Here is a 21,066-nt window from a genome sequence, read left to right as displayed (position 1 = left end):
GGCGAGGAGAGTGTGACCGCGGCCGACACGGCACGGAAGGCGACGGCGGCCGGGCTCCGCCCGTGCGGGCATGCGACCGCTCGGACCGTCAGGCGGCTCCCCCGCGGGTGCCCGGTGTCGGGCCCGCCGCGATCGAGAAGGCGAGCACGAGGCCGTCGTCGGTGGCGTGCGCCGAGGTCAGCGCGACGCCATGGGGCAGTCCGGTGACGGCCACGGTCCGGGGCTCGAGCTTGTCCCGCAGCCCGGAGGCGGCCGGCAGGGCATCGAGGTCGTCGACCGCCATACTGCGGCCGAGAACGGTCACCGTCGTGGGCGTGACGGTGAAGGCGTCCGAGGTCGTGGACACCTTGGCCCGTACGGTGAGCGGCAACCCGAGGCGGCCGACGCTCCCGCCGAGGATCAGATCGCTGCCCTGGCCACCGGCTGTCAGGCCGTCACCCAGCGCGCCCATGCGGCGGGTCACCTGGTCGTATCCGACGGTGGCGGTCCCGGTGCCACCGGCGCTGTTGCCGTCCGTCGTGACGTCCTTCAAGCGGACGGTCACGTCCATCACCGCATGCTGACGGCGTACGCCCTTGGCGCTCAGCTCGACGTCGCCGATCTCCCCGCCGAGGGTGCGCAGTCCCGCGAGCGGCGTGGTGAGATCGGCGTGCACCGGGCCTTCCGGCTTCAGCCGGCGCGACGCCTGGATGTCGATCCGCTCCTCGGTCCTGTGCTCGACCAGGAGATCGGTCGCGCAGACCAGGGCGGCCAGTGCCGCACTGATCGCGACGAGGATGCGGGGCTTGTTCCGAAGGTTGGGGGCCACGTGCTCACTTGCTCCGAATCGGTCGGTGGGCGGACGGTGGGGTGATCAGGCGTGCAGGCGCGGGAGGACCCGGTCGAGTCGGCGGGGAAGCCACCAGTTCGCCCTGCCCATGAGGAACATGGCGGACGGCACGAGGACCAGGCGGACCACCGTGGCGTCGACGATCACGCTGATCGCCAGCCCCAGGGCGAGCATCTTCACGACCACGGTCGGCGAGGAGGTGAAGGACAGGAAAACCGCGGTCATGATGAAGGCCGCCGCGGAGATCACGCGGGCCGTCGCGGACAGGCCCTCCCCCACGGCGAGCCGGTTGTCACCGGTGCGATGCCAGGCTTCGGCGATCCGGGACAGCAGGAAGATCTCGTAGTCCATGGACAGCCCGAAGACGATCGCGAACATCATCATCGGGACGTACGACTCGATGGGCACGGGCTCGGACAGTCCCAGCAGTGAGTCGCCCCAGCCCCATTGGAAGACGGCGACGAGCACGCCGTAGGACGCCGCCGTGGTGAAGAGATTGAGGACGACGGCCTTGAGGGGGATCACCACGCTGCGGAAGACGGTCATGAGCAGCAGGAAGGCGAGGACCAGAACGATGCCGATGACGATCGGGAGCCGCTCGCCGACCGTGTCACGGAAGTCGGCCTGGCCGGCCACGCTGCCGGTGAGATAGGCCGCGGCGCCCGTGTCGTCGAGGGCCTTCGGCAGGGTTCGCCCGGAGAGGGTGTCGAGCAGGGCGGCGGTCGCGGCGTCCTGTGGGCCCGTGGTCGGGGTGACCGTGGTGACGAGGATCTTTCCGTCGGCACTCGCCTTGACGGGGGTGAAGGACGCCACGCCGTGGGTGTCCTTCAACGCCGCGGTCACGTCGTTCGAGATCCGGTCGACGGGCGTGCTCGCGTGGCTCACGTCGACCACGGTGACGACCGGGCCGTTCGCCCCCGCTCCGAAGCCCTGGCCGTCGGCGTGCGCGATCCAGTCGTACGCGGTGCGGGTGCTGCTGCCGGGTCGGTCCGCACCGGCGTCGACGTGGCCGAGGCGCATGGACAGCAGGGGTACGGAGCACACTCCGAGGACGGCGAGGCCGACGGCCAGGAAGGTCCACGGGCGCCGGGAGACGAGTTCGGCGTAGCGGTGCCAGCCGTCGCGGGCTCCCCCGCTCTCGGCCACGGGGCGGCGCAGGCGGAGCCGGTCGATGTGTCTGCCGACCAGGCCCAGGGCCGCCGGGACCAGGGTGAGGGCGGCAGCGGCGGTCACGATCACGGCGAGGGTGGCCGCCAGCCCTATCTTGCCGATGAAGCTCAGTCCGCACGCGTACAGGCTCAGCATGGCGACGGCCACGGTCAGGGCGGCGATGAGAACGGCGCGTCCGCTGGTGTGCGCAGTGCGGGCCGCGGCCTCGACCGGATCGCGTCCGTCCATGAGGTCCTGGCGGAAGCGCGTCGTCAGGAACAAGGCGTAGTCGATGCCGACGCCCAGGCCGATCATGCCGGCGAGGGTCGTGGCGGAGGTCGCGAACGACAGCGTCGCGGCGACGATGCCCACGATGCCGAGGCCGACTCCGACGCTGATCAGGGCGGTGGCCAGCGGCAGCAACGCGGCGAGGACACTGCCGAAGGCCAGCAGCAGGATGACCAGGGCGGTGACGACGCCCACGCCCTCGCTCAGCTTGTCGTCGGCCGGTTCCCGGACCACCTGTTCGAGGTCGCCGCCGTAGGCGACGCCCAGCCCTGCCGCCCGGGCGGGCTCCGTCGCCGTGTCGAGTCGCTCGGTGTAGTCGTGGCCGAGGTTCTTCAGCTGCTCGTCGAAGGAGACGGTGGTGTACGCGGTGCGTCCGTCGTCGCTGGTCACGGGGGTGGAAGCGGCGGTGACGTGAGGCAGGTCGCGCAGGTCGGCCAGGGTTCGGTCGAGGGCGGACCGCTGGTCGGCCACGGTGCCGGAGTCGGCGTGGAAGACGACCTTGCCGCTGGGCCGGCCCGCTTGGGGCATGGAGGCGGCGAGGAGGTCGGTGCCGGTGTGGGAGGCGGTGCCGGGCAGGCTGACCTGGTCGCTGAAGGTGGGCGCGGCGAGGTGGCGTCCGACCAGAGTGGCAACGAGGACCAGCAGCCAGGCGGCGACGACCGTGGCCGGATGCCGGGCGCAGAAGCCGCCGAGGCGGCCGAGTCCGCCGGGTACCGGGGCGGGGTTCACCGGCGGACGCGTATCGGTGCGGGCGTCGGCCGGCGCCGGGGGGTGTTGTGAGGGTCGGGGCACCGTGGTCTCCAAGGAAAGTGTCACGAGTGACACGAACTCTAGAGAAGAAGTGGCACGAATGACAATTGGCATCCATGACACTTTGCGCCCGCGACAGCTCTTCGCGTGACACGCGTGCCAATTGACAGCCGCGACACCATGGCGGAGGCTTCGCCCCATGCCGAGTGAGATCACCCCTACTGGACTGCGTGAACGCAAGAAGGAGGAGACGCGGCGCCTGCTGCTCGAAGGGGCCGCGCGCCTGTTCGGGGAACGCGGCTTCGAGGCCACGACGGTTGCGGACATCGCCGCATACGCGAACGTCTCCGCGCGCACGTTCTTCCGCTACTTCGACAGCAAGGAAGCGCTGCTGCTGCCCGACGGCGTCGAGATCTTCGCCTACGTCGAGAACGCCCTGTCGGAGCGTCCGGCGGACGAGGAGCCTCTCGACGCGGTGTGCAACGCCCTGCTGGAGGCGGCCAAGCCGTTCGCGGCCTCCACCCTGACCGCCCTCAGTCACCCGCTCGAGGACATCGAAGTCGTCGTCACGGCCCGCCTCGTGCAGGCCTTCTCCGACTTCGAGGAGCGGCTCACCGTCCTGGTCCGTCGCAGGCTCCCTGCGGACACTCCGGACGCCGACCTCAAGGCGGCCGTGATCGCCTGCGCCGCTCTCTCCGCGGTGCGCGCCGTACTGCGGACCCGCCGGGCGCGCCGCGCGTCCGGCATCACGGACACGGGACCGGCGCCCCTCCTGCGGGCCTTCGGGATGCTACGGGAGATCGGCTCTCCCGAACGTCCGTGACGCCGGGGATCGTCACCGGTCCCCGTAGTCCTCCACCAGGTTGCCGATGAGCGAGAGCAGGGCGTCGGCGCGGTGCCGGTCCTCGCGCTGGGCGCGCAGGGCCTGGTGGATCTCCCGGAGCCGGGCCAGGGCGGCCGGTTCGCGGTCCTGTACTTCGTCGAGCAGCGGGTCGGTGATCAGGTCCAGGCAGGCACTGAGCAGCCGGCGGGTGGCCGGGGACGGCGGGGCCGGGTCGGGGGCGGCGTAGGCGGTCGTCAGATAGCGCGCGGAATCGGAGAGGCTCCAGCCGGCTACGGTGCCGTGCTGGACCAGGAGCGCCGCGTCCGGTGCGATGCCGATGCGGGCCTCCAGGGGCTCGTCGAGGACGTCGAGGTCGCGCAGTGCGGTCAGTACGGCGCCCCCGGGCGCACGGCACAGCACCGAGGTCACCTCCAGGCGGCAGTTCCGCTCCTCGTCCGCGCGCAGCCCGCCCGGGAGGACGGGGGGCCCGGAGGGGAGGCGGGCGCACTCCTCGGCGGAGGCGGACTCGTGGGGCAGCCGGAACTCCGCGCCGACCAGCTCCCGGCTCGCCCGGTCGAACCCGAGCGGGCGCAGGTCGTTGTCGTGCTCGAACTCGTGGCGGCCGCCGTCGGGCCGGGTGCCGGCGAGCGGGAGGTCGAAGTGGGTGTACTCGTAGGTCGAGACGCCGCCGGAGGCGTCGGTGTGGGCCAGGCAGTTGCCTTCGCCGCCGGTGCTGGTGGTTCTCGTGGAGGCTCGCCGGGGCCGGTCACCGTTACGAGCGCAAGGCCGTGCACTTCCTCGATGCCTCGTGGGCGGCGACCGGATCCCCGCCGAACCGCCCACCTGCCGAGGCGGGGGCCGGGTGCTGCCGACAGCCGCGGCGGGTCGGTCCTGTGCCGCTCACCGAAGCCTGTGCCGTCGACGGCCGGACGCGCCGTCAACCTGTCCAGGGCTGGGCTCGGGCGACGAGCAGCGCGACGTCGTCCTCGCCACCGGGCAAGCGCAGAATCTCCAGGATGCGGTCGCAGGTGTCCTCCAGATCCTGGCCACGTGTCGCGGTGAGTGCGTCGAGGAGGGTGTTCAGGCGGGCGTCGATGGGTTCGCTCCGGGTTTCGACCAGGCCGTCGGTGTAGAGGGCCAGTTCGTCGCCGGGGCGGAAGGCGATGGTGGTGGCCTCGAAGGGCACCCCGCCGACGCCCAGCGGTGCGCCGGTGGGAAGGTCCAGCAGCTGTGCCGCATGGCCGAGACGCATCAGGGCCGGGGGCAGGTGGCCGGCGAGGCAGATCTCGCACTGGCCCCGGTGAGGGTCGTAGACGCAGTAGATGCAGGTGGTGATGGTCTGCTCGACACCTTCGGTCAGGTGATCGAGGTGACGGAGGGCCTCGGCGGGGGCGAGGGCGACCTCGGCGAAGGCGCGGGCAGCGCTGCGGAGTTGACCCATGGTGGCGGCGGCGTTGATGCCGCTGCCCATGACGTCCCCGACGACCAGCGCGGTTCTGTCGCCCTGACAGGGTATGGCGTCGTACCAGTCGCCGCCGACCTCGCTCATGGCGCCGGCGGGCTGGTAGCGGCAGGCAACCTCCAGGCCGGGCAGGTGCGTCGGGGGGTCGGGAAGCAGGCTGCGCTGGAGGGTCAGGGCCGCATGGCGCTGGGCCTGGTATCCACGCGCGTTGTCGATGCAGACCGCGGCTCGGGCGGCCAGCTCCCGGGCGAGGAACGCGTCGTCCTCGTCGAAGGGTGCGGGGTTCCGGGTGCGCTTGAGATCGAGAGCGCCCAGGACTTCTCCCCGGGCCATGAGCGGCACCGCCAGGTAGGAGTGCACGCCGGCCTCCGCGAGGAGGGAGGCGGCCTCGCCGTCCCGGGCGATGCGCGCCAGATCCCGACGGGTGGTGCGGGGCACCAGAACCGGTTGGCGGGTGCGCACGCACTGGGTGATCAGACGGTCGCTGTCGTAGGAGGAGAGTTCCCCCGGGAGGTCGGCAGCCGGAACCGCCTCGGTGGCGTGGGCGGCCCTGACGGCCAGGGCGCGGAAGCGGGCCGGACCCTCGTGCGGCGCGGTCCGGCCGTCGAGGGCGCTGTCGAGCATGTCCACGGCTGCCACATCGGCCAGGACCGGTACGACGACGTCGGCAAGCTCGCGCGCCGTCGTCTCCAGATCGAGGGTGGTACCCACGGAGGCGGAAGCCCTGGCGATATGGGCCAGCCGCTGCCGCGCCTGTGCCGCCTCCGCGGCAGCTCGATAACGCTCAGTGACGTCGATGACGGAGTAGGCGAGGCCCAGCACCCGCCCGCCGGAGTCCTCCAGCCGGTAGTACGAGACGGACCAGGCATGCTCGTGGTCGGGGTCGCCAGGGGGACGACAGACGATGTCCCGGTCCACGACCGACTCGCCCGTCTCCAGGACCCGTCGCAGCCGTGCCTCGGGGTTCGTGTCCAGGTAGGTCAGGACCTCGTCGGCCCGGCGGCCGAGACGCTCGGAGGCGGGCTGTCCGGTGATGCGTTCGAGAGCGGGATTCACGGCCAGGTACCGCAGGTCCGGGTCCAGAATGGCCAGCCCGACCGGGGACTGGGACACCAGGCGCACGGCCAGTGCGGCATCGCGCTCGACCCGCTCGACGGTCGCCTGGTCCGCCGCAAGGCCCAGCGCGTAGACGTCACCGAGGTCGTCCAGCAGCCGCATGTTGCGGAACTCCACCAGGCGCGTGCTGCCGTCCTTGTGCCGGATCGGAAAGGCCCCGGCCCAGTCGGCGCCGGACCCCATGACCTCGGCGAACAGGTTCATCACCTCGTCCTGGTGCTCCTCGTGGACCGTCAGCCGAGCCGCGTTCCGACCCAGCGCCTCAGCCGCGGTGTAGCCGAACAGCTCCTCGGCCTTCGGGCTCCAGAAGACCACCTGGCCCTTCGCGTTCAGCACCACGGCAGCGACGCTGAGCAGATCGAGCAGGCCACTGGGCGGCGCGGCACGGTCGGCCGCTGACCAGCCGCCGCCTGCTCGGGAAGACTCCGTCGTGCCCATGCGTGCCTCATGTTCCTTCCGGCTCGGCGCCTTGGCTCGTGCCGTTCCGGTGGGCGTTCTGCTTCATCCATGGTCGACCCGGACCGACGCAGCGCACACCTCGTGGCTGCCGCCGGCGTGCCGCCACTTGGTGCGGCGGGGCGGTGTCGCCGCTCCGCGTCACGGCCTGTCATCGACTGCACACATTGGGCGGTCTTCGGATCGGCGTAGGAGCTCGAACCCGGCACCGGGGCCGGACCGCGCGACACCGGCGCCTCACGCCTGCTGCTGTGGGTGCGGATACCCCGGATCGTCACCGCCGTGATGATCGGCACCGCGCTTTTCGTCGGCCGGCTTCACGTACCGGACACGCGTCACCCGATGGTCTCCGGCGCGTTCGGCCTCGGGCCGCCCGCGTGCTGGCCACGCACCTGGTGGAGATGTCGGTGGACCTCGGCGGTGGCGATCGCGCGTGCGGTTGTCGTCCGTCGTGCGGCACGGGATGCTAGGGAGCACGAAGGGAAGCGGTGTCATGGATCGTTTTCCGAATGCCGCCAACGTCGATTTCCACAGTCCTCTGGACCTCTCCAAAGCCGCCGCCGCGGTACTGGACGCCGAAGGCAACATCTCCGGGTGGGGAGCCTCGGCCCAGCGTCTCCTCGGACATTCGCCCGAGGACGTGCTCGGAAAGCCGGCCGGCCGGCTGCTGGCAGCGGCCCCCGGGCAACGGCTGTCCGCCCTCTGCCGGACGCACAAGCCCCGCAGCACCGTCCTGGACCTCTCCTGCCGGGACGGACGTACCCTGCGCGCGGCCGTGACGTTCAGCCCGCTCGAACACCTGGGCGTCGCCGCGACCGTCGTCGTCGCGGCCGATCTGGAGGCGCTGCGCGGCTGGGAGGCGCAGCTGGCGCTGCTGCAGGGACTGGCGACCGAGTCGACCGTGGGCCTGACGATCTTCGACACCGACATGCGCGTCGTCTGGGGCAACGTCTCCACCGATCTGGAGCTCGCGGGGATCGCCCAGTACATCGGCCGGCCGGCCTCGGATCTCTTTCCCGAGGGCGAATTCATCTCCCGGCACCACCCCCCGGACGAGGACCAGATCATGGAGCACGTCATGACGACGGGCGAACCGATCATGGGCATGCACTATCGCGGCCGCGCCCCCGCCGACCCGGTGCGCGAACATGTCTGGTCCTGCTCCTACCACCGGCTGGTGGACGCCCGGGGCGAGCTGCTGGGGCTGTTCGAGGAGTCCCTGGACATCACCGACCGCTATCGCGCCCAGGAACGGCTGTCGCTGCTGGTGCGGGCGGGAAAGCGCATCGGTGCCTCGCTGGACGTGCGGCGTACGGCCGCGGAACTGGCCGACGTGGCGGTACCGCAGCTGGCCGACGAAGTGCTGGTGGACCTGCCGCCGGCGGTCATCGAGGGACGGCAGCCGCCGACGGGCTCGGCGCCGGGGCACGGTCTGCTGCGGATGCACGGCAGGACCCCGGAAGAGTTCCGGACCAGTCCCGTCTCCTATCCATCGTCGTCACCGCAGGCTCAGAGTCTGGGCACCGGCCGCCTCGTCGTCGACGCCTCCCCGCCCGAGGCACCGGGCGGGGAGGGATCGGGCGCCTCGCACTCCTGCCTCTTCGTACCGCTGCTGACGCGCAATACGGTCCTGGGCCTTGCCACCTTCCGGCGCAGCAGCAACCCCGACCCCTTCGGACCCGAGGAGCAGACGCTCGCCGTGGAACTGGCCGAGCGAGCCGCCGTCGGCATCGACAATGCGCGCCGTTACACCAGCCAGCACGCGGCAGCCCTGGTACTGCAGCGCAGCCTGCTGCCCCAGCACCTGCCCGAGCAGAGCGCGGTCGACGTGGCGTACCGATACCTGCCTGCCGACAGCCGCGTGGGCGTGGGCGGCGACTGGTTCGACCTGATCCCACTGTCCGGTGCCAGAGTGGGCCTGACCGTCGGCGACGTGGTGGGCCACGGCATGCACGCCGCCGCGACCATGGGCCGGCTGCGCGCCACCGTACGGACCCTGGCCCTGCTGGACCTGGACCCGGCCGAACTGCTGACCCGGCTGGACGGCCTGGTCGCGCAGGACTCGGAACCCCACCCGAACGACGGGCTGAGCGACGAGGCGCTCGGGGTGACCTGCCTGTACGCGATCTACAACCCGGTCAACGGCCGGTGCTCCTGGGCGAGTGCGGGCCATCCCCCGCCGATCGTGGCCGATGCGAGCGGCTCGGTGGCCTTGTCCGCGCTGGCGCCGGGACCGCCCCTGGGACTGGGCGGCCTCCCCTACGAGAACGTCGATCTGAACTTGTCCAGCGGCAGTGTGGTGGCCTTCTTCACCGACGGCGTCGTGGAGGACCGGCGCACCGACATCGACAGCGGCATCGACCGCCTTGCCCATGTGCTCACCTGGCAACGCTGCCCGCTGGAGGAACTCTGTGACCGGGCGCTGTCGGCCCGGCCGCCCGGACCGCAGGCGGACGATGCCACGCTGCTGCTCGTCCGCACCCGCCGTCTCGACGCCGACCGGGTGGCCGACCTGGAACTGCCGCCCGACCCGGCCATGGTGGCGCACGCCCGCACGGTCGCCGAGCGCCAATTGGAGGCCTGGGGCCTGTCCGATCTGTCGTTCACCGCCGAACTCGTGGTGAGCGAGCTGGTCACCAACAGCATCCGGTACGCCACCGGGCCCGTCATGCTGCGGCTGATCAGGGACCGCTCCCTGCTGTGCGAGGTCTCGGACAACGCGCACACCGCACCCCACCTGCGGCGAGCGCGCCGGGACGACGAGGGAGGCCGCGGCCTGTTCCTCGTCGCCCAGATGTCTCAGCGCTGGGGCACGCGGTACACCTCGTCCGGGAAGACCATCTGGGCCGAGCTGGCCATACCCTAGGAGCCCCTGCTGCGGTGGACGCACCGGAAGACGGCCGTGACGTCCCAGGACGCACCCCGCGGCGTCCTGCCCCTCCTCACCAGTCGTGCACGGTCCCGTCCTGCAGCCTGCTGATCGGCAAGTACGCCTGTTGATAGGGGAAGTGACGTGCCGCTTCGATGTCGAGGTCGACGCCCAGCCCCGGCGTGTCGGACGGATGCAGCAGTCCCTGCTCGAAGCGGTAGGAGGTGCGGAACACCTCCAGGGTGCGCTCGGAGTGCCGCATGTACTCCTGGATGCCGAAGTTGTGAACGGCCAGGTCCAGATGGAGGGCGGCGGCCATGCCCACCGGGGAGATGTCGGTGGGACCGTGCATCCCGGACCTGACACCGTAGACGGCCGCGAGGTCGAGCAGCTTCTTCATCGCGGTGACGCCGCCGGTGTGGGTCACCGCGGAGCGCACGTAGTCGATCAGCCTCTCACTCAGCAACGTCGTGTAGTCGTACACGGAGTTGAAGACCTCGCCGATGGCCAGCGGTGTCGTCGTGTGCTGACGGATCAGGCGCAGGGCCGCCTGGTCCTCCGCGGGCGTGGCGTCCTCCAGCCAGAACAGGTCGTACGGTTCCAGTGCCTTGCCCAGCTTGGCGGCCTGGATCGGGGTCATCCGGTGGTGTCCGTCGTGCAGCAACGGGAGTTCAGGCCCGAACTCCGCCCGAACGGCCTCGAAGACGCCGGGCAGGTGCCGTAGGTACGCGCGCGTGTCCCAGGTCTCCACGGTGGGCCGGGCCCGGCCGCCGGTGGAGGGGCGCGCGGGCTCGTAGTCGTAGCGATCTCCGCCGCCGGCGCTCGACGCGGCAACTCCGTACACGGAGTCGAAGCCGGGGATCCCGGTCTGGATGCGGATCGCACGGTAGCCCTGCTCCCGGTGCGCCCTTATGGAGTCGAGCAGTTCGGGCACATCGCGGCCGGAGGCGTGTCCGTAGGCGAGGGCGCCGGTGCGGGACGCACCGCCGAGGAGCTGGTAGAGGGGCATCCCCGCGCACTTGGCCTTGATGTCCCACAGCGCCGTGTCCACGGCCGCGACGGCCGCCATGGTCACGGGGCCTCGGCGCCAGTACGCCCCTCGGTAGAGGTGCTGCCAGGTGTCCTCGATGCGGGAGGCGTCGCTCCCGACGAGCAGGGGCACGACATGGCTGTCCAGGTAGGAATGGACGGCCAGCTCACGGCCGTTGAGCGTGGCGTCGCCGAGGCCGACGACGCCGTCCTCGGTGGTGATGCGCAGGGTGACGAAGTTCCGTCCCGGGCTGGTGACGATCACCTCGGCGGACACGATCTGCATGGTGGATCCCCCCTCTTTCCGGCGGTTCGGTCGGTTCGGACGGGATGAGACCGGGGTGGTCACAGACCCCAGGTGCGCTCGGCCAGCTTTGTCTGGACCTCGGCGACGATCTGTGCGATCGGCCGGGTCGCGTCGACTTCGGTTCCGTCCTCCTCGTCCTTGTCGAGTGGCTCCAGGTCCTCGAACTGTGAGGAGACGAGGTCGGCCGGCATGAAGTGCGGCTCTCTGCTCTCCACGCGGGAAGTCGCCTCGTCCTGGTCGATCTCCAGGTACACAAAGAACACGTCGGGCCGGGCCACGCGCAGCAACTCCCGGTAGATGCGTCTCAGCGCGGAGCAGGTGATCACCAGCCCCTCCTCCGGACCCGCCGCCCGCATACGGCTCGCGATGGCGGCCAGCCACGGACTGCGGCTGCGGTCGTCGAGAGGGATTCGGTTCTTCATGGATCGGACATTGGACAGGGGATGGAAGTCGTCACCCTCCTCGAACGGCACCCTGAGCGAATCCGCCAGGTAGCGGCCCACGGTGCTCTTGCCGCATCCGCTGACTCCCATGACGACGACGGGTGGGCGCCGGGCGTGGAACAAGCCGGCCATGGCCTCCTGGAAGCCGGCTCGATGAGCGGGCGGCAGGCCGTTGGCGTTGAACTGGTCGAGGCCCGCCCGCAGTCGGTCGCGTACGCCGGGATCGTGCAGCCGTCCGCTGCGGATCTCGGCGAGGAGAGCCTCCGCGAAGGCCTCCGCGGCCGTGGCCAGCCCCTGGTCGATGGCGTACGCCAGTCCCATGTGCAGCCACATGGCGATCGGCTCCGGCCGGGTGGGATACCTCTGGACGGTGTCGGCACCGACGACGGCCCGCGTCGGCGTGACCACCGACTCCTGGTGGGCGCCGGCCCAGTCCCTGTCGATGCGGTGGTTCAGCGCCATGACGACCGGATAGGAGAGGCGGACGAACAGTTCGTTGCGCGAGCCGGCGAGGAGCGTCCGGTGGAAGGCCGCGTCCACGTCCCTGAAGCGCTGCCGGACCGCCGTGCCCTCCTGTGGCTGCGCGAAGTCCGGGTCCTCGCTCAGGGCGAGCAGGGTGCGGGCGTGGCTGGTGAGGTCGTGGCAGATCTCCGCGGACCGGCTCAGGGCGGCCAGTCTGGCCGCGCGGGGTTCGATCACCTCGCGCAACTCGGTCAGTGAACGCATCTGGCTGTCGGGGGCCACCTCCAGCCGCCACGCGATCACGTCCGGGTCCAGCAGGTCCCACCGTTCCAGCGCCTGGACGGTGGCCCCGATCCGGGCCTGCAGATTCACCAGGCCCTTCTGGTGCAGCGTCTGCAGGGCCTCGCGGGCCATGGGCCGGGTGACCTCGAACTCCTGCGTGACGGCGTCCACGGTGAGGTGGTGGTCGCGGGGCTTGCCGCCTTCCACGATCTGGCAGCCCAGTCGCTCCACCACCCTCGCGGTGGAGCCCCGTGACACGTCCTCGGATCCTTCGGGCAGGTCGGCTTCGGGACCAGTCATGGCGGAGATGCTAGGTCACAGCGGCGTACTGGTCAGCCGTCCGAACGCAGCCTGAGGGAGCACTGAATGGCCTGGGGGCGCACGCCGGAGCGCTCCGCAGGCCAGTACCTTCCCCGTGCGACTCCGAGGCCGATTGATGAGGCATCAGAAGCCTTCTCTGACCTAGATCAGATGAGTACCGTGGTCACCCATTCGAAAGGTTTCGGTATCGCCCAGGACCGGACGGAGCGAGTGGATGTGCGCCGTCGCAGGGCCGGTTTCGACGCGCGGCAGCTGACGCAGGGCTGCCTCGTCCCCGTTCCGACGCAGCCGCAGGAGAGCCGTATGCCCGAACCGACCTCGCCCACGCCTCCGCCTGAGCGGTTGTCACTGCGCTGGGCGCTCATCCTGTTAGCCGCGGTGGTGGCGGGACTGCTGGCAGGCCTGCTGACGTACGCCCAGTCCCGCAACTGGCCGGCCTCGATCCTGGCGGCGCTCGGAGCGAGCGGCGCGGCGCTGGTGAGTCTTCCCCTGCTGCTGTGAACCCGGAGTGCACCGGGCTCCCTGGGTCAGGTGGGAATGCGTACCGTCTCCACCCAGCTCGGGGGCTGTGGTGCGGCGGAGCCGATCAGGGCCGCGATGACGCGGCAGGGTGGGTTCTCGTCGGGCCAGGGGGTGAACCCGTCGGTGAGGACGACGACGATGCTCGGGCGGTCCGGTGTCGCGAGCGCTGCGTCGATGCCGACGCGCATGTCCGTGCCGCCACCGCCGCCCAGGGTGATCTGCTCGGTGGCCGCCACCCGGGACACGGCCTGCACGTCGGCGTCGCACGCGAGTACGGTCACACGGTTGCCTCGTAGGCCCACCTCGCGCAGGACGCCCGTCACCTCCGCGAGGGCGGCGGCCAGTTCGGCGTCGCCCATCGAACCGGAGGTGTCGATGACGACGGCCACCCGCGGCAACGGGCGGCGCAGGCTCGGCAGGACGACGCCCCTCAGCGCCGGGGTACGGCGCGAGGGGCGGCGGTAGGTGTAGTCGACGGCTCCGCCGGCCCATGCGGCGGCCTCCCGGACCGCGCCGGACAGCGCCCGTCGCCAGTCCACCGTGGGCTCCAGGATCTCCTCGGCCCAGCGCTGCCAGCCCGCGGGCAGGGTGCCACGGGTGCGCTGATGGGCGCGCATCGCCTCGGCGGTCTGCCGCCGCAGGGCCTGCGCCTCGACCTCGCCGAGCCGTGCGGGGCCGGCGGAGTCGGGGAGTTCCCAGGGCGCGGGCCGGCCGTGGGCGCCCGATCCGCAGTCCGGCGCCCGCACCTGCGGCGGCAGTTGTTCCAGGTATACCTCGAACAACTGGCCTTCGGGGAGGCCGAAGAGGCGGGGTTCCATGCGCCCCTCGGGCAGACGCAGGCCGTCGGCGAGCAGGTCGTCGTTGATCTCGCAGTCCTGCGCGACGTTGACGCGGTGCCAGTCGCGCTGGGCGGCGGCCGGGAGCCGGTCCGCCCGACCGTGGTGGTCCCGCAGCAGGTGCGCCACCTCGTGCACCCAGACGCCGGCGAGCTCGGGCACCGGCGTCGCGTCGACGAAGGCGGGCGACACATAGCAGCGCCAGTGCCGGTCCACCCCCATCGTCCGGACCTCTGTGCTCGCAACGACGGTCAGGGCGTACAACGCCGAAGCCAGATACGGCCGGTCGCTCGCCGCCCGGTAGCGGGCGGCGAGCAGTCTGGTCATGTCCAGGGAGCGGCGGGAATCCTCCGTCATCCCCGCGCTCCTCACCGGCCGGCGCCGGGCAGCGCCCCGGACATCTGCAGCAGGTCCAGGAACCCGTCGATGCCGGGCGGTACGGGCCAGTCGAGGTGCCGCATCGCAGCGAGGTCGGTGGCGGCCCGGGCGGCCACGTCCGGTACGCCCGCGTCCACGGCCTTCGCCAGCACCGCCCAGCCGGCCTCCCACCGCGGCCGGGTGAGGTCACTCTGGATGGCGGCGACCACCGCGATGAGGAACGCCAGTTGCCGGTCGCCGCGGCCGGGCAGGGTGAAGGCGTCCGGGTCGGCGAGGACCCGGTCGGGGTCGGGCAGATCGAGGTTTTCGAGGTAGGACAGCAGCTCGATGCCCGCGCCGTCCCCGACGGCGCCGGTGAGCGCGGCGGCCAGCGCCTCGCGGCCGACGCCGGCGGCGTACCCGGCGGCGAGCAGCTTGAGTGCCATCTCCCAGGTGCGAGGGGACGGCCAGGACCGGCCGCGGCTCTCGGCGTCGCCGGGGATGTGGTGGACCAGGCCGGGCCGGGCCGTGAGGAAACCGGAGATCGCGCCGCGGGCCCGTGCAACCGCGCCGGGCACCTTGCCGGCGTCGACGACGGGCACGGTCAGCTCCGGCCAGGTACCGGCCATGCCGCGGGCGACGGTCCGGGGGTCATGGGTCCATTCGAGGTGGACGAAGCGGTTGGCGAGCGGCGGGCTGAGATGCCACCCGTCCGCCGCGCTGGACGGCGGGTTGGCGGCGGCGACGATGCGCACCGCCTCCGGCAGGACGAGGCTGCCGACCCGTCGTTCGAGCACCACACGCAGCAGCGCCGCCTGCACGGCCGGCGGCGCGGAGGAGAGTTCGTCGAAGAAGAGCAGGCCCTGTCCGGCCCGGGCGAGGCGGACCGCCCAGTCCGGCGGGGCCATCGGCACGCCGGTCACGGCCGGGTCGTCACCGACGATGGGCAGGCCGGCGAAGTCGGAGGGCTCGTGCACGCTGGCGATGACCGTCTCCAGCGGCAGGCCGAGCCCGGCGGCGAGCTGCTCCAGGGCGGCCGACTTGCCGATTCCCGGCTCCCCCCACAGCAGCACGGGCTGATTGGCCGTCACGGCGAGGGCGAGCGCCTCCAGCTGCGGGTTCGCGGCGGGTTCGGTCCGTCGTGCGCGCAGCCTGCGGTTGAGGTCGTCCGCGGCCGCCAGCGGACCGGACGGCGCGGTGGGGGCGGTACGGTCGGTACTCAAAGGACCGGTTCTTCCTCGTCGTCGGCTTCATCGGCTTCGTCTGCTTCTTCGGCTTCGTCGGCGTAGTACTCGTCCTGCTCGTCCATCCATTCGTCCCACCACTCGGCGCCGACGCCCGGATGCTCCTCCTGCACGCGTGCCCGGAGGAAGGCCAGGTCGGGCCGCTTGTACCGGCGGACGAGCTGGGCGAGCGACAACTCGGACTGGTCGATCACGTCGAGCCGCGCCCCGGCGGCGACGAGCGCCTCCACCAGCGCCTTCGAACCGAGGTCGTTGACCGCCACGAACAGCGGCGTGCGCTCCCGCCGGTCGCGGGCCTCGAGGTCCAGCCCCTGCGCCAGCAGCCGCGGCAGCAGCGTCTCGTGGTCGAGGAGGTTCAGTACGTGCAGCAGGGTGCGACCACTGGCGTCCCGCACGCGGGGATCGAAGCCCGCGTCCAGGAGCTCCAGCACGCCAGGGGTGTCACCGTGCTGGGCGCGCAGGAACAGTTCGTGGCGTTGCGCCCGCAGCGCCTTCGGCAGACGGCCTTCTCCAGAGGTCCACGTCTGCTCCACGGCGAAGCATCCGGCGACGGCTCCGCCGAAGGCACGCAGGGCGCGTTCGCGCTGCTGTTCCTCGTCGCTGTGCGGCATGCGCAGCAGGCCGCCGGGCCGGAAGGCCACCTCGTGCCATTCCCCGCGGCACCTGACCCGCACGGGTGCGGGAGCCGGCGCCCCTGGCGGGCCGACCGGGCCGTCCGGGACCTGGAGGGCGGGGAACAGCGCCTCGCGGACGAGCGGATGCAGATGCTCCGCCGCGACGCCTCCGACACGCATCAAGTCCAGGTCGGGGAGCCTGCGCCACAGGGCCTCGGCGAGAATGGGCTCGCCTTTCACGTCGTCCCGGTCGACGGCCCGCGCCAGCAGCCCGCCGGCGTCCGTGGGCTCCAGCAGGACGTAGGTCCGCCAGTGCGCGGCGATGAGGAAACGGACGCCGACGCCCTCGGCCATCTGCCGACGGATCTCCGGCTCCAGGCGGGTGTGGTCGAGCGCGAGCCCGCCCAGGAGCTGCTCCGGATCCGCCTGGTACCAGCCCGATTTCTGCGGGGGTGTCAGGTCCAGCTCGATACCGGCGGCGGCGAAGGCGGCCTGGATCTCGCCCTTCTGGTGCAGCAGCGTGGCCCACTCGGCCCGCGCCGCCGGGTCGCCGTCGCCTGCATCGGCCGCAGGCAGTTCCTCCGTGCCGCGCGGGGTGGCGTCGGCGTGGAAGAACGGCGGCCTGTCCGTGCCGCCGCCGCACCGTTCACGCAGCTCGGCGGCGTGCCGTGCGTCCCACAGGTGCCGCGCGTACCGCCAGTCCTGCGTGGTCCGCCCGAAGACGCCTGCGGCCTGCTCGTCCGTGACCGTACTGAACCGCAGGGCGATCCGCTGCGGTCCGTCGATCATCGCAGGCGTGGTGATGTGCAGGTAGGGCGTGGCCCGGCGGCCCTCGTCCGTTGTCTTCGGGCGGTAGCGCGCGAGGACGACCGTCGTGTCGGTGGCGAGCGTGGTCCGTCCGCCGAGCACGCGCGGCAGGTGCCAGCGCAGCAGGTCGGGGGCGAAGTGGCGGAGGTCGTCCGCAAGAGCCGCGGCGACCTCGTCGCCACAGTGGTCGGCGACTTCGGCCAGGTCGAAGGTGACGTCGACGTTCGCCGCCGCGCAGGCGCCCGACCAGTCACCGGCCAGACGGCGTTCGGTCGCGCGCTCGATCATCCGGCCGGGCACCGCGTACCGGCGGATCCGGCGCCGGCTGGCCACCTCGTCCGCAGGGAAACAACGGAGTTCGCCACGAGAGCTCAACGGTAGACACTCCCTATCGCGTGCAGGTCGGGATGGGCCCTGCCGACGGGCCGCAGACGCTGGGTGAAGGACCGCTTCACCTTGCGGGGCAGGCCGGGCCCCAGACCGACGTACTCCAGGGGCGAGTTGTCGGGCACGGCCGCCAGCAGTGTCTTCGCGCCCCGGCCGGTCAGGCCGGTGTGGCACAGCTCCAGCCGGCGCAGTGGGCTGCCCGGCAGCGCGGCGGCCAGCGCGTGGGCGCCTGCGTCGCCGGTGGTGTTGGCGGGGGCACCGAGGCTGCGTTCCGACGGCGGGCGGCCCAGGTCGAGTGCCTCGATCCCGCCGAGGGAGTCGGCGAGGGCCCGGGCACCGACGGGGCCGATCCCGTTGCCGCCCAGGCCGAGGCGCACCGGCCGTGCGGGGTCGGCCGCGGCGGCGAGGATCGCGGCGCCCTCGTCTCCGAGGTGGTTGGCGGGGAGGTACAGCTCGCGCACACCCGCCTCGCGGATCAGCGCCGCCAGCAGCGGGGCCGCGTCGGCGGTCAGGCCGTTGCCGCCGAGGAAGAGGCGTTCCACCGGGCTGGGCCGGTGGGTGAGGGCGTCGAACAGGGCTCGCAGACCGTCGGTGGTCAGGCCGGTGTTGACCAGGTCGAGGGTGCGCAGCGTGGTGTTGCGGCGCAGCATCGCAGCGAGCGCGCGGGCGCCCTCGTCACCCACGGGGTTGCGCTTGAGCCACAGGGCGCGGACGGTGCCGTCCGTCGTCAGCGCGTCGGCGAGCGCGGTGACGCCCTCGGGGCCGATGCGGTTGCAGCCGAGGTAGAGCGTGTGCAGGCCGTGGCCGTCGACCAGTGCGTCGGCGACCGTGCGCGCTCCCTGGTTCCCGATGGCGTTGGTGCCGAGCAGGACGTGCGTGGCGTGCGCGGAGGCGGCGGCGACGGGCACCAGCCGGGCGGCGCCGACCGCTCCGAGGCCCTGCTTGCACAGGTCGACACGCCCGTCCGCACGCAACGTGCCGAGCGGGAAGGTCTCGTCGGCCTCGACCGGCCGAGCGGACCGCAGTCGGGCGAGCAAGGGCTCCAGAGCGGCGGGATCACTGATCGGGATGTCGGGGTGCTCGATCGCGGGGCAGCGTACGGGTGTCGGCTGCGTCATCACCACTCCACCGGTCCATCGCCGGTGCCCGGCTCGCCGAGGGCGGCATCGCCCTCCGCCCGCCCAGGACGAACCGACGCCAATCGACTTTCCTCCACGACAAGGGCGGCAAGGCTGGCCGGATTCGAACCGACGTCCTCCAGCTTGATGCTTGGGCGCGACGACCTCTGCGCTACAGCCTTGCCGCGGAGATCATAGCGGCTGTCGCCTTTGTGTTCGAACCCGGTTGGTCTCGGACGGCGAGCGAAGAGGGAGCACACCCACGGGTGCGTCTCCCGACGAGCCGCGGCCGTCGCTCGGGGGAAGTGGCCGGAACCGGTATGTGAGGAGTGGTCATGAAGAAGGCCTACGAGGCGCCGAGCTCGTCCGGCTCCGCCGGGCCACTCGTTGCGTCCCGTTGAGGCCAGGCGCCCGACGCTCCGGGGCCGAGGCGAGGAACGCCGAGCCGGCCTCAGCACTGGCCCGACGACCTCGCGGAGCCCTAAACGGCACGCTCCTGAACGGGATCCGAGGAATCCGGGTGATCTGGCTCACCGGCCGGGGCGGCGGCACGCAGCGCCGCATCAACCCGGCGGTTGCTGGTCATCGTCGCGGTGACGGTGGTCATGGCGAGGAGGAGGCCGGCGGCGGTGCAGAGCGGGGTGCGTACGTCGTAGGTGGCGGCCAGCCAGCCGCCGAGGAAGGCGCCGAACGGGGCGGCACACATGGCGAGCATGCGGGAGGTGGAGGCGACCCGGCCCATCAGATGGGCGGGGACGATCGCCTGTCGGAGGGAGGGGCCGAGCACCATCGTGGCGCCCATGCCCGCGCCGCAGACGGCGAGCGCGAGGCCGGCGACGTACGGGTTCGAGGCGACGGCGAGGCCCAGGATGGCGAGTCCCTCGACTGCGGCCGTGCAGGTGAGCGCGGCGCCGGTGCCGAGTCGTCGGCCGAGGAAGGAGGCGATGCCCGCGCCGAGCAGACCGCCGGTGGCCTCCGCCGTGAGGAGCAGGCCGAAGCCGAAGGTGTCGATGCCGAGACGGTCGTGCGCGAAGAGGGCGAGTACGGTCTCCACGGCGAGGAAGGCGATGTTCCCGACCGCCGGACGCAGCGCGAGCCCGAGCAGCAACTGATCCCGCAATACGTACGAGGCGCCGGCCCGCGCCTGCCGCAGCAGCGACTCGCGGGCCTGCGGTACGGGCCGGGGTGCGGCAGGCAGCGACCGTACGAGCAGTGCGGAGAGCGCGAACGAGACCGCGTCGGCGAGCAGCGGAACCGCCCGCCCGAGCGCGAGCAGGGCACTGCCCGCGGGTGGCCCGGCGAAGCCCGACGCGGCGGTCTGGGTGCCGCGCAGGCGGGAGTTGGCGCGCTCCAGGAGCGCGGGGTCACGGCCGAGCAGATCCGGTAGATAGGCCGTGGCGGCCGTGTCGAAGAAGAGTCCGCCGAGGCCGAGGAGGAAGGCGACGGCCGCGAACAGTGGAATGCTCAGCACGTCGAGCGCGGCCGCTGCCGCCGGTATCGCGAGCAGCACCGCACGTGCCGCGTCCGTGACCCACATCGTGCGCCGCCGGTCCCAGCGGTCCACCAGCGCACCGCCGAGCACCCCGAAGAGCAGCCACGGCAGCGTTCCGGCGGCCGTGACGACAGCGAGCGCCATCGGATCCCGCGTCAACGTCAACGCGAGCAGCGGCAGCGCGGCATGCGACACCCCGTCACCGAGCGAGGACACCGTCTGTGCAGTCCACAGCCGCCCGAACCCGGTCGGCAGCTTCCGAACGTCTGAGGTCACTTGGCGTCCCCTTCGACCTGCCCGCGCGATGCCGGGTGGAACAGTGCGAAGACGAGTGACGCGTCCGGCAGCGACGGATCGGACAGCTCCCGGTACTCGTCCGCCAGTGCCTGCAGCCGTGCCCCCAGCTCCGCGAACTGCTCCTCGGTGAGCCGCAGATGCGCCATCCGCACGTGCCGCTCGCCATCCACCGGCGCTGCCTCCAGATCCGCCACCGCATGCCGCATCAGCACATCCGGCCCTCCCTCGCCCGGATCCGGCAGCACGATCGCCCGCGCGGCCATTGCGTAGTACCGCTCGGTGACCCCCCGGACCTTCCGCGTTCGCACCACCTTCACCAGGCCCGCCCGCTCCAGCAGCCGTACGTGGTAGCTGGAACTCCCCTTCGCAAGGCCCACTCGCTCGGCGATCTGCGTAATCGTCGCGGGCTCGAAGCGGAGCACGGCCATGATCCGGTGACGCGTGAGATTGGAAACGGCGCGCAGCTGCTCGTCAGTGGTGACGTGGAACGTCTCGGGAAGATCATCGGTAGGCATGCCTCCAATAGTCAACACTTCTTGACCATTAGGCAAGGGAGTTTTGCTCGGCTTCCGGAATCGGCTGTCCAGCCCGCGAGGGCCTGGCCGCAGCTCGCGCCCGCGGCCGGGCCGGCGGACGCCCCACCGTCGCCACCGAGGAAGTCATCAAGGCTGCCCGCGACCTGCTGCCCGACCTGCGCGAACTACGCACGGGCGCCGTGCCCCGTCAGCTCGAAGAGCCCGCGCAGTAGGCGGACCCGAGCGAGATCAATCTCAGCGGCACTTTCTGTACCTCGACTACTCACACCC

At 71.9% G+C, this 21,066-nt stretch carries 15 protein-coding genes; 3 read left to right on the top strand and 12 right to left on the bottom strand.

Annotated features, from left to right (window positions below; all coding sequences use genetic code 11):
- Positions 1 to 88 precede the first annotated feature (88 nt).
- Positions 89 to 808: an LmeA family phospholipid-binding protein gene (locus tag ACIF83_RS05205; RefSeq protein ID WP_399723540.1), complete on the bottom strand. Its 720-nt coding sequence runs from the start codon at positions 806 to 808 to the stop codon at positions 89 to 91.
- 45 nt (positions 809 to 853) lie between these two features.
- Positions 854 to 2,995: an MMPL family transporter gene (locus ACIF83_RS05200; protein WP_399723538.1), complete on the bottom strand. Its 2,142-nt coding sequence runs from the start codon at positions 2,993 to 2,995 to the stop codon at positions 854 to 856.
- Positions 2,996 to 3,215: 220 nt separating this feature from the next.
- On the opposite strand from ACIF83_RS05200, the gene ACIF83_RS05195 reads away from it, so the two are divergent.
- Positions 3,216 to 3,839 (top strand): TetR/AcrR family transcriptional regulator, encoded by a 624-nt coding sequence (locus ACIF83_RS05195; RefSeq protein WP_399723536.1) that lies wholly within the window; start codon positions 3,216 to 3,218, stop codon positions 3,837 to 3,839.
- 12 nt (positions 3,840 to 3,851) lie between these two features.
- On the opposite strand, the gene ACIF83_RS05190 is transcribed toward ACIF83_RS05195, so the two are convergent.
- The gene (locus ACIF83_RS05190; RefSeq protein WP_399723534.1) at positions 3,852 to 4,682 is read right to left on the bottom strand and encodes a hypothetical protein; all 831 of its coding nucleotides are present in this window, start codon (positions 4,680 to 4,682) and stop codon (positions 3,852 to 3,854) included.
- 94 nt (positions 4,683 to 4,776) lie between these two features.
- On the bottom strand, positions 4,777 to 6,855 hold the full coding sequence (locus tag ACIF83_RS05185; RefSeq protein WP_393477372.1) for a SpoIIE family protein phosphatase: 2,079 nt from the start codon (positions 6,853 to 6,855) through the stop codon (positions 4,777 to 4,779).
- Between the two features lie 511 nt (positions 6,856 to 7,366).
- On the opposite strand from ACIF83_RS05185, the gene ACIF83_RS05180 reads away from it, so the two are divergent.
- Positions 7,367 to 9,739 carry a SpoIIE family protein phosphatase gene (locus tag ACIF83_RS05180; protein WP_398138073.1) on the top strand — a complete coding sequence of 791 codons (2,373 nt, stop codon included), beginning with the start codon at positions 7,367 to 7,369 and terminating at the stop codon, positions 9,737 to 9,739.
- 76 nt (positions 9,740 to 9,815) lie between these two features.
- Here ACIF83_RS05180 and manD read toward each other — a convergent pair whose 3' ends face one another.
- Positions 9,816 to 11,057, bottom strand: a complete 1,242-nt coding sequence (gene manD / locus ACIF83_RS05175; protein WP_398138072.1) for a D-mannonate dehydratase ManD — start codon at positions 11,055 to 11,057, stop codon at positions 9,816 to 9,818.
- 59 nt (positions 11,058 to 11,116) lie between these two features.
- A complete protein-coding gene (locus ACIF83_RS05170) occupies positions 11,117 to 12,565 on the bottom strand; it encodes a gluconokinase, GntK/IdnK-type (RefSeq protein ID WP_399723532.1) in 1,449 nt (482 codons plus the stop codon).
- Between the two features lie 324 nt (positions 12,566 to 12,889).
- Between ACIF83_RS05170 and ACIF83_RS05165 the strand changes: the two genes are divergently transcribed.
- Positions 12,890 to 13,087 (top strand): hypothetical protein, encoded by a 198-nt coding sequence (locus ACIF83_RS05165; protein WP_389177530.1) that lies wholly within the window; start codon positions 12,890 to 12,892, stop codon positions 13,085 to 13,087.
- A 26-nt stretch (positions 13,088 to 13,113) separates the two neighbouring features.
- On the opposite strand, the gene ACIF83_RS05160 is transcribed toward ACIF83_RS05165, so the two are convergent.
- From ACIF83_RS05160 to ACIF83_RS05135, 6 genes are all read right to left on the bottom strand, one after another.
- The gene (locus tag ACIF83_RS05160) at positions 13,114 to 14,301 is read right to left on the bottom strand and encodes a VWA-like domain-containing protein (RefSeq protein WP_399723530.1); all 1,188 of its coding nucleotides are present in this window, start codon (positions 14,299 to 14,301) and stop codon (positions 13,114 to 13,116) included.
- An 11-nt stretch (positions 14,302 to 14,312) separates the two neighbouring features.
- Positions 14,313 to 15,524, bottom strand: coding sequence for an AAA family ATPase (locus tag ACIF83_RS05155; RefSeq protein ID WP_398138069.1), 1,212 nt, complete (start codon positions 15,522 to 15,524; stop codon positions 14,313 to 14,315).
- Positions 15,521 to 17,341, bottom strand: coding sequence for an ankyrin repeat domain-containing protein (locus ACIF83_RS05150; RefSeq protein ID WP_399723527.1), 1,821 nt, complete (start codon positions 17,339 to 17,341; stop codon positions 15,521 to 15,523). Before ACIF83_RS05150 ends, ACIF83_RS05155 begins: the two co-directional genes overlap by 4 nt.
- Positions 17,338 to 18,471 (bottom strand): gala protein, encoded by a 1,134-nt coding sequence (locus tag ACIF83_RS05145; RefSeq protein ID WP_393477391.1) that lies wholly within the window; start codon positions 18,469 to 18,471, stop codon positions 17,338 to 17,340. The genes ACIF83_RS05150 and ACIF83_RS05145 overlap by 4 nt, the downstream gene beginning before the upstream one ends.
- A gap of 481 nt (positions 18,472 to 18,952) precedes the next feature.
- Positions 18,953 to 20,239 carry an MFS transporter gene (locus ACIF83_RS05140; protein WP_399723525.1) on the bottom strand — a complete coding sequence of 429 codons (1,287 nt, stop codon included), beginning with the start codon at positions 20,237 to 20,239 and terminating at the stop codon, positions 18,953 to 18,955.
- Positions 20,236 to 20,775 (bottom strand): ArsR/SmtB family transcription factor, encoded by a 540-nt coding sequence (locus tag ACIF83_RS05135; protein ID WP_393477396.1) that lies wholly within the window; start codon positions 20,773 to 20,775, stop codon positions 20,236 to 20,238. Before ACIF83_RS05135 ends, ACIF83_RS05140 begins: the two co-directional genes overlap by 4 nt.
- Positions 20,776 to 21,066: the final 291 nt, after the last annotated feature.

The sequence above is a fragment of the Streptomyces sp. NPDC085866 genome, from assembly GCF_044541035.1.
Classification (GTDB): domain Bacteria; phylum Actinomycetota; class Actinomycetes; order Streptomycetales; family Streptomycetaceae; genus Streptomyces.
The sequence above is the reverse complement of the archived record's forward strand: the minus strand, read 5'-3'. Positions and strand labels throughout refer to the sequence as shown.